General features: G+C 49.1%; 8 protein-coding genes and 3 rRNA genes. 2 read left to right on the top strand and 9 right to left on the bottom strand.

The window, feature by feature from the left end:
- Positions 1–119: 119 nt before the first annotated feature.
- From AC6I3O_RS08000 to AC6I3O_RS07975, 6 genes are all read right to left on the bottom strand, one after another.
- A 23S ribosomal RNA gene (locus AC6I3O_RS08000) occupies positions 120–3005 on the bottom strand.
- 566 nt (positions 3006–3571) lie between these two features.
- A 5S ribosomal RNA gene (rrf, locus tag AC6I3O_RS07995) occupies positions 3572–3689 on the bottom strand.
- Between the two features lie 114 nt (positions 3690–3803).
- A 16S ribosomal RNA gene (locus AC6I3O_RS07990) occupies positions 3804–5334 on the bottom strand.
- The 16S, 23S and 5S rRNA genes sit together here, the layout of an rRNA operon.
- Positions 5335–5878: 544 nt before the next feature.
- Entirely contained in the window at positions 5879–6757 is an 879-nt protein-coding gene (locus AC6I3O_RS07985) for a hypothetical protein (protein ID WP_497850418.1), read from the bottom strand.
- Positions 6758–6903: 146 nt separating this feature from the next.
- Complete coding sequence (locus AC6I3O_RS07980) at positions 6904–9453, bottom strand: FtsX-like permease family protein (RefSeq protein WP_497850417.1); 2550 nt, start codon at positions 9451–9453, stop codon at positions 6904–6906.
- A 13-nt stretch (positions 9454–9466) separates the two neighbouring features.
- Positions 9467–10138, bottom strand: coding sequence for an ABC transporter ATP-binding protein (locus tag AC6I3O_RS07975; protein ID WP_497850416.1), 672 nt, complete (start codon positions 10136–10138; stop codon positions 9467–9469).
- Between the two features lie 198 nt (positions 10139–10336).
- Here AC6I3O_RS07975 and AC6I3O_RS07970 point away from each other — a divergent pair, with 198 nt between their 5' ends.
- Together AC6I3O_RS07970 and AC6I3O_RS07965 are read left to right on the top strand one after the other, a co-directional pair.
- A complete protein-coding gene (locus AC6I3O_RS07970) occupies positions 10337–10654 on the top strand; it encodes a DUF6442 family protein (protein WP_497850415.1) in 318 nt (105 codons plus the stop codon).
- Positions 10655–10667: 13 nt separating this feature from the next.
- The gene (locus tag AC6I3O_RS07965) at positions 10668–10874 is read left to right on the top strand and encodes a helix-turn-helix transcriptional regulator (RefSeq protein WP_497853437.1); all 207 of its coding nucleotides are present in this window, start codon (positions 10668–10670) and stop codon (positions 10872–10874) included.
- A gap of 88 nt (positions 10875–10962) precedes the next feature.
- Here the strand turns inward: AC6I3O_RS07965 and AC6I3O_RS07960 are convergent, their stop codons facing one another.
- From AC6I3O_RS07960 to radA, 3 genes are read right to left on the bottom strand one after another with little or no spacing between them, the layout of a single operon-like run.
- Positions 10963–12255, bottom strand: coding sequence for an ATP-binding protein (locus tag AC6I3O_RS07960; RefSeq protein ID WP_497850414.1), 1293 nt, complete (start codon positions 12253–12255; stop codon positions 10963–10965).
- Complete coding sequence (locus AC6I3O_RS07955; RefSeq protein ID WP_497850413.1) at positions 12252–12962, bottom strand: LytR/AlgR family response regulator transcription factor; 711 nt, start codon at positions 12960–12962, stop codon at positions 12252–12254. Before AC6I3O_RS07955 ends, AC6I3O_RS07960 begins: the two co-directional genes overlap by 4 nt.
- Before the next feature lie 20 nt (positions 12963–12982).
- Complete coding sequence (radA, locus tag AC6I3O_RS07950) at positions 12983–14341, bottom strand: DNA repair protein RadA (RefSeq protein WP_497850412.1); 1359 nt, start codon at positions 14339–14341, stop codon at positions 12983–12985.
- Between the last annotated feature and the right edge of the window lie 6 nt (positions 14342–14347).

Below are 14347 nucleotides of genomic sequence, written 5' to 3'. Positions count from 1 at the left end.
CTGACTCCCATCAATCACTTTTTTCTGGCATATTATATTATGTACCCTCAAAACTGCATACAAGAAATCTTAACTAAACTTTCTCTTATCATCCATCTTTTTCTTATACCTATCCACCTTTGGTCATGCCCTCGACCGATTAGTTGCGGTCAGCTCCATACATTACTGCACTTCCACCTCCGCCCTATCTACCTTGTCGTCTTCAAGGGGTCTTACTGCTCTACGCAGGGATATCTCATCTTGAGGGGGGCTTCACGCTTAGATGCCTTCAGCGTTTATCCCCTCCCGGCTTGGCTACTCTGCCATGGCCTTGATTAGCCAACAGATCCACCAGCGGCCAGTCCATCCCGGTCCTCTCGTACTAAGGACAGCTCCTCTCAAATATCCTTCGCCCGCGCCGGATAGGGACCGAACTGTCTCACGACGTTCTGAACCCAGCTCGCGTACCGCTTTAATGGGCGAACAGCCCAACCCTTGGGACCTACTTCAGCCCCAGGATGCGATGAGCCGACATCGAGGTGCCAAACCACTCCGTCGATGTGAACTCTTGGGAGTGATAAGCCTGTTATCCCCAGGGTAGCTTTTATCCGTTGAGCGATGGCAATCCCACTTTCTACCACCGGATCACTAAGTCCTACTTTCGTACCTGCTCCACCCGTCGGTGTCGCAGTCAAGCTCCCTTCTGCCTTTGCGCTCTCCGAATGGTTTCCAACCATTCTGAGGGAACCTTTGAGCGCCTCCGATACCCTTTCGGAGGCGACCGCCCCAGTCAAACTCCCCACCTGACATTGTCCCCCAGCCGGGTCACGGCTGTTGGTTAGAAATCCAATACTGCAAGGGTGGTATCCCAACAGCGGCTCCATGGCAACTGGCGTCACCACTTCCTTGCCTCCCGCCTATCCTGTACATGCAATACCGAATCCCAGTATCAAGCTGGAGTAAAGCTCCATGGGGTCTTTCCGTCCTGGCGCGGGTAACCAGCATCTTCACTGGTACTTCAATTTCACCGGGTGCATTGTCGAGACAGTGCCCAAATCATTACGCCTTTCGTGCGGGTCGGAACTTACCCGACAAGGAATTTCGCTACCTTAGGACCGTTATAGTTACGGCCGCCGTTTACTGGGGCTTCAATTCAAGGCTTCGCTTTCGCTAACCTCTCCTCTTAACCTTCCAGCACCGGGCAGGCGTCAGCCCGTATACTTCACCTTTCGGTTTCGCACAGACCTGTGTTTTTGCTAAACAGTTGCTTGGGCCTATTCTCTGCGGCCAGGTCTCCCTGGCACCCCTTCTCCCGAAGTTACGGGGTCATTTTGCCGAGTTCCTTGACAATGCTTCTCCCGTCGGCCTTAGGATTCTCTCCTCATCCACCTGTGTCGGTTTACGGTACGGGCACAACCCAAACAATAGCGGCTTTTCTTGACACATGGCTCACATGCTTCCCTACTCTTACTTCGGTCCGCATCACGTCTTCGGGTTGATATACGGATTTGCCAGTATACCCCCTACCTCGCTTGCACCGGTCTCTTCATTCCCGGCTCATGCTTTCCACGTGTGTCCCCACAGTTCTGTTGGATTGTGGTACAGGAATTTCAACCTGTTATCCATCGACTACGCATCTCTGCCTCGCCTTAGGCCCCGACTTCCCCAGGGCAGATCAGCTTTACCCTGGAATCCTTGGATATTCGGCCGGAAGGATTCCCACCTTCCTCTCGCTACTCATTCCGGCATTCTCTCTTCGATACCGTCCACAGCTCCTTCCGGTACTGCTTCTTCCAGTATCCAATGCTCCTCTACCAATCATTTCTGATTCCTAAGCTTCGGCAGTGTGTTTCAGCCCCGGACATTTTCGGCGCAGGACCTCTCGACTAGTGAGCTATTACGCACTCTTTGAATGTATGGCTGCTTCTAAGCCAACATCCTAGTTGTCTCTGAAATCCCACATCCTTTTCCACTTAACACACATTTTGGGGCCTTAGCTGTAGGTCTGGGCTCTTTCCCTTTTGACTACCCAACTTATCTCGTGCAGTCTGACTCCCATACACCATCTTGGCGGCATTCGGAGTTTGATATTCTTCGGTAAGCTTTGACGCCCCCTAGGAAATTCAGTGCTCTACCTCCGCTAGACTTGTATGAGGCTAGCCCTAAAGCTATTTCGAGGAGAACCAGCTATCTCCGGGTTCGATTGGAATTTCTCCCCTATCCACACCTCATCCCCACCCTTTTCAACGGATGTGGGTTCGGACCTCCATTGCCTTTTACGGCAGCTTCATCCTGGACATGGATAGGTCACCCGGTTTCGGGTCTGCTCCGACTGACTCTGGCCCTGTTAAGACTTGGTTTCCCTTCGGCTCCACCCCTTCGGGGCTTAACCTCGCCAGCCGGCGCAACTCGCCGGACCGTTCTACAAAAAGTACGCGGTTCATCTCATACGGATGTTCCACAGCTTGTAAACATATGGTTTCAGGTTCTGTTTCACTCCCCTCCCGGGGTTCTTTTCACCGTTCCTTCACAGTACTATGCGCTATCGGTCACTAAGGAGTATTTAGCCTTACGGGGTGGTCCCCGCATCTTCCCACAAGGTTCCACGTGTCTCGTGGTACTCTGGATTCCGCCATGTCATCCGTCTTTTCGCTTACGGGGCTTTCACCCTCTCTGGCTGGCTTTCCCAAAACCATTCTGCTAAGACTTCTGAATCAAATTTGCGGTCCGAACCCCGGGATGCACGCATCCCGGTTTGGGCTCTTCCCATTTCGCTCGCCGCTACTTTGGGAATCGATATTTCTTTCTCTTCCTCCGGCTACTTAGATGTTTCAGTTCACCGGGTTCCCTTCCTTAACTTATGGATTGGGTTAAGGATACTTGAGGTTCCCTCAAGTGGGTTTCCCCATTCAGACATCTCCGGATCGTAGGATATTTGCTCCTCCCCGAAGCTTTTCGCAGCTTATCACGTCTTTCATCGGCTCTTAGTGCCAAGGCATCCACCATACGCTCTTTCTAGCATGACCAACTGACTTGCGGAAACGGGATGTCCCGTAAGTCCTCACCGATATAGCGTTATCGGCGTTGGTTTCATAGGTTGTTTTTTTGATTCGTTTTCTCGAATTGGATGTAATCATCATTACATAACCAGATGTTACTCTGCTAATAACAATTACCTCGGATGTCTTGATTAAGATATTTCTCTTATCATATTTCTTGTATGCGGTTTTCAAGGTACATGTTGACTGAATGCTTTCTTGTTTTTATGCTTTATCAGTCATTAGAAACCTGAATACTTAGCGAGAGTCCTCACAAACTTAGTATGAAGGTTGTTCTAAAACAAAGCTTTTGAACTTCCTCTATTCAAATCTCTAATCACTGGTAAAACCAGTTATCAGAACAGCACTGCCCTGCTGATTGGGTTGGCGTTGATAAGTTGTTGCTCATCCTTGCCGGTATCTATTCTTAAAGACTTGGCGTGTTTCTTTCACACCATCGTCGGTCAAGAACGTCCGCTTCACCTTGTTCAGCGAACGACTTAAAAAATCTAAACTCGACCTTCGCTCTGCTCGTTCTCATTAAGATTTTTTAAGTCTGGCGGCCACCTGTTCTTCCACACCGTCTCCAGTGCAGTACCATCGGCCGCTTAGGGCTTAACCATCGTGTTCGGGATGGGTACGGGTGTGTCCCCCAAGCGCATCGCCACCAGACATCGCCATCTAGACTTTTGACAGCCTTGACAACTAAACAATAGACAACAATTCCCTTACTTCTTCTTCCGTTTTAGTTGGATTGCTCCAAACGAAAGAAGTCTTTTTCCTTAGAAAGGAGGTGATCCAGCCGCACCTTCCGATACGGCTACCTTGTTACGACTTCACCCCAGTTATCGGTCCCACCTTCGACGGCTCCTCCCTTTCGGTTAGGTCACCGGCTTCGGGCGTTACTGACTCCCATGGTGTGACGGGCGGTGTGTACAAGACCCGGGAACGTATTCACCGCGACATTCTGATTCGCGATTACTAGCGATTCCAGCTTCATGTAGTCGAGTTGCAGACTACAATCCGAACTGAGACGTTATTTTTGGGATTCGCTTGCACTCACATGTTCGCTTCCCTTTGTTTACGCCATTGTAGCACGTGTGTAGCCCTGGTCATAAGGGGCATGATGATTTGACGTCATCCCCACCTTCCTCCAGGTTATCCCTGGCAGTCTCTCCAGAGTGCCCATCCTAAATGCTGGCTACTGAAGATAAGGGTTGCGCTCGTTGCGGGACTTAACCCAACATCTCACGACACGAGCTGACGACAACCATGCACCACCTGTCTCCTCTGTCCCGAAGGAAAGGCAACATTACTTGCCGGTCAGAGGGATGTCAAGATCAGGTAAGGTTCTTCGCGTTGCTTCGAATTAAACCACATGCTCCACCGCTTGTGCGGGTCCCCGTCAATTCCTTTGAGTTTCATTCTTGCGAACGTACTCCCCAGGTGGACTACTTATTGCGTTGGCTGCGGCACCGAATGGCTTTGCCACCCGACACCTAGTAGTCATCGTTTACGGCGTGGACTACCAGGGTATCTAATCCTGTTTGCTCCCCACGCTTTCGAGCCTCAACGTCAGTCATCGTCCAGCAGGCCGCCTTCGCCACTGGTGTTCCTCCTAATATCTACGCATTTCACCGCTACACTAGGAATTCCGCCTGCCTCTCCGACACTCTAGCCTTACAGTTCCAAATGCAGTCCCGGGGTTGAGCCCCGGGCTTTCACATCTGGCTTGCAGAACCGTCTACGCTCCCTTTACACCCAGTAAATCCGGATAACGCTTGCCCCCTACGTATTACCGCGGCTGCTGGCACGTAGTTAGCCGGGGCTTCTTAGTCAGGTACCGTCATTTTCTTCCCTGCTGATAGAGCTTTACATACCGAAATACTTCATCGCTCACGCGGCGTCGCTGCATCAGGGTTTCCCCCATTGTGCAATATTCCCCACTGCTGCCTCCCGTAGGAGTCTGGGCCGTGTCTCAGTCCCAATGTGGCCGGTCACCCTCTCAGGTCGGCTACTGATCGTCGGCTTGGTGAGCCGTTACCTCACCAACTACCTAATCAGACGCGGGCCCATCTTACACCACCGGAGTTTTTACCTCAGAACCATGCGGTTCCGCGGTCTTATGCGGTATTAGCAGTCATTTCTAACTGTTATCCCCCTGTGTAAGGCAGGTTGCCCACGCGTTACTCACCCGTCCGCCGCTCAGTCACAATTATCTTCATCCGAAGAATCCAATCAAAGTGCTTCGCTCGACTTGCATGTGTTAGGCACGCCGCCAGCGTTCATCCTGAGCCAGGATCAAACTCTCGTAATAAAGACTAAGGTTCGGTCTTTCACGAACCTTAGTCGTATTACGCTTCACAATACTTAGCGAGGTCTCCCACGAGCTTAGTATTGCGAAGCATCTTTTAGACGCTTCGCAGTTCATAGCGAGGTTTCTCACGAGCTTAGAACTGTCGAAGCATCCTTAAATAATCAAGTTTAATCTCGGTCAAGAAAAATGCTCGCTTTTTCTTTTCCCGTTATTACTGTTTATAAGGTTGGTCTTGAATTTCCAAATCCATTTAGCTTAGCCAAACTTCTTCATCCATTCAATTCCACGTTCTGAAATTTTCTCTCAAGAAATTTTCAGGGTTGTTGTCTATTGTTTAATTATCAAGGTTCTTTCCTGTTGTCGTCTCTCGCGACAGCTATATTAGATTATCACATCTTTCGTCGCTTGTCAACAACTTTTTTCAAGTTTCTTCAAACTTTTTTCGCTGTCATGTTTTGTATTTCCTTGCTCATCTGACAGCTCAATTAGATTACCATATCTGTCATATCTTGTCAACAACTTTTTTGATTATTTTCAAATATTTTCATCTTCCTGCCGGATATGCGATTTCTTCCCCTAATTTTGAGTACAGAATCCCATCCATGCTATCATAGTAAAGGCTTTCTTCTGACACTTCGATATACATTAGATTTGAAAAAACATCAAAAGCTCCTGACTCAATCTCACATATATTTGCCGGAATAAAGATTTCAAACACATCCTCTTCGACATCTGCAAATGCATTTCCCTTGATTCCGACACACTCTGAATCTGATGTGATTGCCAAAATCCCATCTGTGAAAGAAAGCGCCTCCGTAACCCCCACAATATAACCCCAATTATCGACAAAAAATCCGGCAATCTCTCTAATTTCATAATTTTCCTTTGTAGATTCCTCTTCGTCCGGAACAGACGACATATCATCATTTGTCTCATCTTCATCATTTTTAATGAAAGGAATATCTACCTTCGTTTCTTCTTCGATGAAAGGAATATCTGCCTCGGTTTCTTCGATGACCGGGATATCCGTCTCCTGAAAAATCCCGGAAAAACTTCCGAAATCCTGTATTATGCTAGTTTCTCTTATCTCCAGACGCTGCACCCGTTCTGTGATTCCTGTATGCTTTCGCTGTTCTGCCAGCGTGTGCGCCGCCGCATTTTCCTGCTCCCAGCCATACAGCGTGAACGTCTTCTTTGCATTTTTGCAAATAAGTTCCGTATATCCGTCACACATACTGCCGTTTTGCTTAATTTCCTGACTATACACCACAGTATCTTCCGCCTTTGCCCTGTAATCTGCACTATCCATCCCGACACCGCAATACAATATACATGACAACACAAGGAGCAGACAGCCCTTACTGCCCCGCTCCCAGCCTATCTCACTCATACCATTTTTTCTTAATCTAAGAACCATCTCCATAATCGACCCAAACCTCCGAAACTCATTTCCTTACTTCTATCATCTCCTTCTATTTTGATACTTCTTTCTGCGATATCTGTCAAGAGATTTTCCATTTTTTTCCATATTTTTTAAATGAATACTATAGAGCGTGTCTGAAACACGCTCTAATCTGCCATCCTAAGTCTCTCCACCACACTTCGTTTTTCAAGATTCCGAAAGCAAATATATGGGACAAGAACCGCAAACAGGAGCAGGACCGGAGTACATATGACTAATGGCAGCAAGGTGAACCGGAACGTGGAATAACCGCCTGCCACCATTGCCCGTACAAAGACGCCCACCGTAACGGTTCCCAGAGCAAACGATACTGCCAGCGTAATCCCTGCATAGGAAAGCCCTTCCAGGGCCAACATCCTGCGAAGCTGACGTTTCGTCATCCCCACGCTCTGAATCATGGCAAATTCTTTCTTTCGGGAAATGATTGCCGTCACCATACTGTTAATGAAGTTCAATATCCCTACCAACGCAATTACGATGCTGATGGCGTATCCAATGACGGCAGAGGAACGGGTTTCCGCCTCGTACTGTGCTTCGATTTCCTTCCTTGACACAATGTTCATCCCCACCGCCTTCGTCTGCCGGTACTCTTTCAGCAGCTCATACGCTTCCTCCATATGGCTGTCGTCTATATTGAAATAAAATTTCCTTAAATTGCTTCCCTGCCACAACTGTGTAAATACATCAGCCGGAATGACTAACGGGACATCAAAGACTTCCCTGGTCCCCTCGACCAGCGGGCTTGGCGGCAATAGTACTGCCATGACCGTAAATTCCCTGCCCTCAATCCGGATCTTCTCTCCTACAGAATACGTGGGAAGAATTTCATCGCCTTCTGCCGAAGGACCGATGGCAAGGACGTAATCTCCGCCTGCGAATTTTTCCGCATCATATTCTCCTTCCATGACATACCGCCCGCTTGACGCCGCCTCAAGAATCAGCCCGTCAGCTCCATAGACCGTATGGACAGCCGCATTTCCCAAGAGCGCCTCGTCGTATTTTTTCTTCCATTTCGGGAAGGTAGGATCAAAGGACGCAAAATCCTCCAACGTTTCCTTCGTATAAAATGCCCGGAAGTTCTCGCATGCCTGTTGGCTTAGCGGCATCTGCACCTCCCGGCAGTACAGACGTCCGAAATCTTCCAGCCCCTCCTGCGCCAAAATATCTTCCACTAGGCTATCATCAATCGTGCGGCTTGCAGGGTCATACCCCTCGACACGTTCATTGGTCGCATCGTCAATCTGAAAATCTGCCGCTGCCAATTCTATCAAATACTTCTCCATGTCAAAACTTGCATTCTTCGCATAGAAGAAGCTCATCAAGACCATCCCCAAGGTCAGAGAACCGATTACCAGGAATGTACGTTTCCGGTCACGCCACAGATTCGCCCACGCCATCCCGGGAAGAGAAGCGCCCTTTTCACGTTTTCTGCTTTTTTTCTTAGAACCACCGTCCCCTTCCGTATACCGCAGGGCTTCCACAGGGGAAACCTTCCCCGCCACCCGAGCCGGCAACAAGCAGGAAATCAATACCGTCGTCAACGCAAACACCGACGAACCGATGAAAATGACTGGATTTGCGGAAATCAGCGCATCCGTCCCCGGCTTGGAAACCAGCACCGGAAACAGTACGATACCGAGAAAATAGCCAAGCAAGAGCCCTGCCGGAATTCCTGCAAGAGACACCAGACACCCTTGCCCGAGTATCATCTTACGAATCTGCTTCTTTGTCATGCCCAGAGTCTTTAATTTCCCGTAGAACTGAATATCTGAGACGACCGATATCTGGAATACATTGTAAATAATCAGATACCCGGCAATGAATACCAATGCCATTGCGCCGTACATGGGGAGATTTTCCGTCAAAATGCTCTTCTGGATTTCATCGGAATAGGCAAGGTTCATATGGAAATCAAGATTGGACAGCCCACAATCCGAAAGAACCTTTGCCGTCTTTTCCTCGATGTTTTCTGTGCTGCCGAAGGAAATTCCCATCATACGCATTCCGCAGACCTGCCCGTCTTCGGCGTATCCGCCGCAGGCTTCTTTGGCGAACCCTTCGCTGACCCAGGCCATGCTTGCATAGGCGGAGAGATTCCCCTCCCAAAATCCGCAGAGCGTGAACGTACTCTCTGTCATTTCATCGGAACGGATGTCTTTTTTCCACTGAAGCGTTACCTGTTCCCCAAGCTTCCGTTCCATTCCCAGACGCTCAAGGGCCAGAGTATCAAGCGCAATCTCCCCGTCCTTACGGGGCATTCTGCCTGTGGCCGGATATGCAAAATCATCCTTTGCATACTGGTCGGTTCCGTAACGGATTTCCACCTGCCGTCCGGCAAACTCTGGGTTTTCTGCAAGTCCTACCACGATACTCCATCCGCTTTTTTCCACATCCGGATGACCTGCAACCCGCTCAATCTGTTCATCTGTCATGTCCTTACAGGTTGCATGGGCGGATGTGCCGGATTGGTGCAGGGACATCTCCGTCATGGTCTTTCCCATACTCTGGGCTAGGGTAAATAATGTGGTGAACATCATCGTCGTCATGGCAACAGCCAATGCTGCCACAAGATTGCGTCCCCTGTTCTTTCTGAGGCTGCGCACCGTCAGGATTCTTTCCATAGACAACTCTTTTTTTACAGATTTATGCTCTCCCATAGTCCCTGCCTCCTTATGCCTCACCCAATGTACGTCCGTCCTCAATCCGGATACAGCGGTCTGCCTGCGCCGCAATCTCCGGATTGTGGGTAATCATCACGATTGTTTGATCGTATTTCTTGCTCGTGGCCTTTAAAAGACCAATCACCTCGTCACTGGTCTTGCTGTCCAGATTCCCGGTGGGTTCATCTGCCAGAATGATTGCCGGTTTGCCCGCCAGCGCCCTTGCGATTGCCACCCTCTGCTGCTGCCCGCCGGATAGGGTGTTGGGCATGTTGTAGATTTTTTTCTCCAGGCCCAAAAGGGAAATAACCTCCTGAATGAATTTCCGATCAGGTTTCTTTCCGTCGAGACGGATTGGCATGGTGATATTTTCATATACGTTCAAGACAGGAACCAGGTTATAATTCTGAAAAATGAACCCAATCCGCTGGCGGCGGAATACCGTCAAATCCTCGTCGTTCAGCTTACTAAGCTCAAAATTATCTACCCGCACGCTTCCTGAGGTGGGACGGTCAAGGCCTCCTAACATGTTGAGCAGGGTGGATTTCCCGCTTCCGGAGGTTCCGATGATTGCCACAAATTCTCCCTGTTCTATGGAAATATCGATTCCGTTTAAGGCATTCACGATATTTGGTTCTTTTCCGTATTGTTTCATTAGATTCGCCGTACTTAAAATACTCATGTCAGATTTCCTCACTTCTTTCTTAAATATTTGCAGCTTCAGTATAGCCAAATCAGGAAATCCTGCCATATAAAATGCTTAATCTAATATTTACGGGGTAAAATCTAAATGTTCATTAACTATTGACAAGAAAACTTGACACATATATAATAGAATTGACAAGAAAACTTGGCATACAGGAAAGGCAAGGTGTCACATATGGATAAAAACGAAGTATTGCGCAGGGCGCAAGAGAAGAAGCCTAACAAGATGGATGAGATGGAGCTTGACATTTATAACAAAGGGTGTAAGGTGGGATTGATAGCAGGACTGGCAGGCTGCCTTATCGCAATGATCACAAAAATCATAGCCGGTATTCCATACTACGACGTATATGCGATTTACTGTTTTATGGCCGGAGGGCAATTAATCTACAGATGGAGCAGGCTGAAAAAGAAAAGCGATTTGTGCTATGGTATTTTATGGTACGCCTTGGCAATCGGATTCTTTGCAGGCTATTTATATGAAATTTTCTGACGGTGTAAAAAACATGGAGACAGAACTGATATTAAAGAATCATTTGAAACAGGCCAGAATGGAAAAAAAGCTTTCCCAAAACGAACTTGCCAAGCTGGTAGGGGTCTCCCGCCAGACTATCAGCTCAATCGAGACAGGGGTATTTAACCCTACGGCGAAATTAGCGTTGATACTGTGCATTGCATTGGATAAAAAGTTTGAAGAACTATTCTACTTCTAAGGCATAAGGATTATTTCTGAATAAGGGAGTGTCGGAAAAGACAAACTTCTCCTTTCCGGCACCCTTCCCCTCCGAAAGAATACTATCCCTACTCCGGAATCGGAATCATGATTTTCAGCACGAACTTCCCGTCCTTCGCCTTCACCGTACACTGCCCGTCGTACTTTTCCGCAGCTTTTCGGATATTCGACAACCCGAACCCGTGCAAAAAAGTATCTTCCTTGCTGGTCCTTCCATCCCCCGGCCCGTCAAGCAGCATATTATTTTCCACAGCCACCACCAACATATCATGAATCCTGGCGGCTTTTGCCGTAATGAGCCGCATGCTCTCGGAAACCTTCTCGCTGGCTTCAATAGCGTTGTCCAGCGCATTTCCGAAAATAGCGCTGATATCCAGCGGTTCTATGAATCCGCCCGCCTCAAACCGGATAGCCGCCTGGAAATCAATCTGTTTCTCCCACGCTTTCCTTAACTTATCCCGGATAATGATATCCAGAAAATCATTTCCCGTATGGTAGTAGGCTTCATAATCTTCCAACTCTTCCTTCAGTTTTTCAATGGACGCCCCCACCTCCTGAGAATGTCCGTCCTGCGCCTGCAGTACAAGAAGGTGGTTCTTCATGTCATGGTAAATGCTCCTCACACGCTCTTCTTCATCCACTTTGTCTTGAATATACGCAAGCTCCATGCTAAGCCTTCGCGCACCGTACTCCACCTTCCGCGCATTGCTGATATATGCCGCCAGATAAATTCCGCCGAAGCTTGAGAATATCGCCGCCCCGCAGATTGGGTAAACAATTGCCATCTCCTCCGGCATAAAATAGATAATCGTGAAAATGGATACCACAGGGGCAATCAAAAGGATATCCACGAGCATCCACATTTTCACCGTAAGCTCTTTGATAATCTGTATTAGATATTTCCTCAGGACGAGCCATGCCATAAGCCAGAAGAAAAGCCTGAGAAGAAGGGCGCAGGTATGGATAAAGGTGCTTATGAGCAATGTTTCCTGTGTCCAACCATCATAGACAAGATCCGGGGCATCCGTAAGCCAGAAGAAGAGTCTTGAACCGGTATCTTCCATCAGATAATTTACGGCGATTACGGCCGGGTAGAACACCATCAGGGCCGTCAGCTTCTCCATCCACCCGCCCCGGTAAAATAACGCGATATATGGGATAAAGCCAAGCAGCGGCAAAAGGATGCTTGCAAGGTCGTTGGAAAATACCACCACGTTAAACAGAAACGGGCATAAGAGGAACGCCGCCGCCCGTACCGCCAAGTTGTCCCGCATTGGCAGGAGGGTCCGGAACATCAGGAAGATTACAAAGGCATTTCCCCACAAAAGCAGGAAAGAGACAACGTCTAAGAACCGTATCATAGCATATCCCCCCAATATTCTGTAAGATGCTCCATAAATTCCTTCCGTTTCGGCTGGCTGATAGCAAGGGTCTCTCCCGTAATCAGCGTAATCTCTAATTTTCTGGCCGCTTTCACATAAGCCAGATTCACCAGACATCCGCTATGGCATCGCACAAAGCCATGGGGCGCTAATTCCTGGGCGATCTCCTTCATGCTCCGGTAACAGATGATATTCTCCTGCTCAGAATGAAATAACAGGTTCCGGTTAAATGTCTCCACGTAACGAAGGCTGTTCAGCAGGATTTTGTATCTCCCGGAGTCATTATTTACCACAATAAATGGGCTTTCCTCCTTCCGGCGGCGCAGAAGAAACCTGTCCAACTCGTCTCGTAAGCGGGCGTATTTTAAAGGCTTAATGATGTAGTCCAACGCCTGAAACTTGTACCCTTTAAGCCCATGCTGGGTCAGTGTGGTCAGGAAGATGACGCCCACCTTCTCGTCCATTTCCCGCAGACGCTTTGCCGCCCTAAGGCCGTCCACCAGCTTCATCTGGATATCCAGAAAAATGAGGTCGATGGTGGTATCGTATTTCTCAATCAGTTCCAGGCCGTCATAGTAAACGGTAATTTTGATCTCCTCGCTCTTTTCCAGCTCGTATTGGCGGACGAGGGCGGTCAGGGAATCCACCAGGGAACGTTCATCGTCGCAGATTGCTATATGTATCATTGTATCCGTCTCCTTTCACATTATAGTCCGACGCTGATTGCCTCCCCCACGCTCTTTACGCCGATGATCCGCACACCCTCCACTTTTCCTACTGTCTTTACAGACACTTCCGGAAGGATGCAGGTAGTAAATCCCAGTTTCTTTGCCTCTGACACCCGCTGCTCCGGCATGGACACCGCCCGCACTTCGCCGCTTAACCCCACTTCGCCGAACACGATGACATCTTCCGCAATGGGACGGTTCTTATAGCTGGATGCAATCGCCAGCACGATTCCTAAGTCTGCCGCCGGCTCATTTAACCGAATTCCCCCGGCGATGTTGACATAGGCGTCATAGCCTGACAGAGGCAGTCCCAGCCTTTTTTCCAGTACCGCCATCAGAAGGTTGACCCGGTTGTAGTCAAGCCCCGCCGCCGTCCTTCTGGGCATTCCGAAATTGGTCTTGCACACCAACGCCTGAATCTCCATGAGCATAGGGCGCGTTCCTTCTATTGCGCAGGCGACCACAGAGCCGGACGCATGTTCCGGCTTGCCGCTCAGCATGAACTCCGACGGGTTCTTGACTTCCGTAAGCCCTTCTTTTCGCATCTCGAACACGCCGATTTCGTTGGTGGAGCCGAAACGGTTCTTTACGCCCCTCAAGATACGGTAGGAAGCATGGCGGTCTCCCTCGAAATATAAGACCGTATCCACCATATGCTCCAGCACCCTAGGGCCTGCTACCGTACCTTCTTTGGTCACATGCCCCACAATGAAGATAGAGATAGAAAGTCCCTTGGCAAGCTGCATGAAAATATTGGTGGATTCCCGCACCTGGGAAACGCTTCCCGGCGCAGAGCCTACCTCTTCGTTGTACATGGTCTGTATGGAATCAATCACCACCATGTCCGGCTTCTGCTGTTCGATGATTCCCCGGATGATATCAAGGCTTGTCTCGCACAGAAGGTAAAGGTTATCCGTAAATTCTCCCATGCGGTTTGCCCTGAGCTTTATCTGTTTTAAGGATTCTTCTCCGGATATGTAGAGCAGTTTCCTCCCTGCCGCCGAAAGACGCTGGCAGACTTGCAGTAAAAGGGTTGACTTGCCGATTCCCGGGTCGCCGCCCACCAATACCAGCGAGCCTTTCACGATTCCCCCGCCTAATACCCGGTTCAGCTCCTCGATGCCGGTGTCCATGCGGTCGTCCTCGTCCGCCTCAATGCCGGACAGGGTAACGACTTGGGCGTCCTTTTGCTCCTTTACTGCCTTTGCTGAAGCAGGGCTCACTTTTTCCTCCACAAATGTATTCCACTCCTTACATGCCGGACACTGCCCCAGCCATTTCGACTCTTCATGCCCGCAGTTCTGGCAGAAATACACGCTCTTCTTTGCTTTTGCCATATTTGC

It is taken from the genome of Sporofaciens sp. St.21A7, assembly GCF_059728535.1.
The sequence above is the reverse complement of the archived record's forward strand: the minus strand, read 5'-3'. Positions and strand labels throughout refer to the sequence as shown.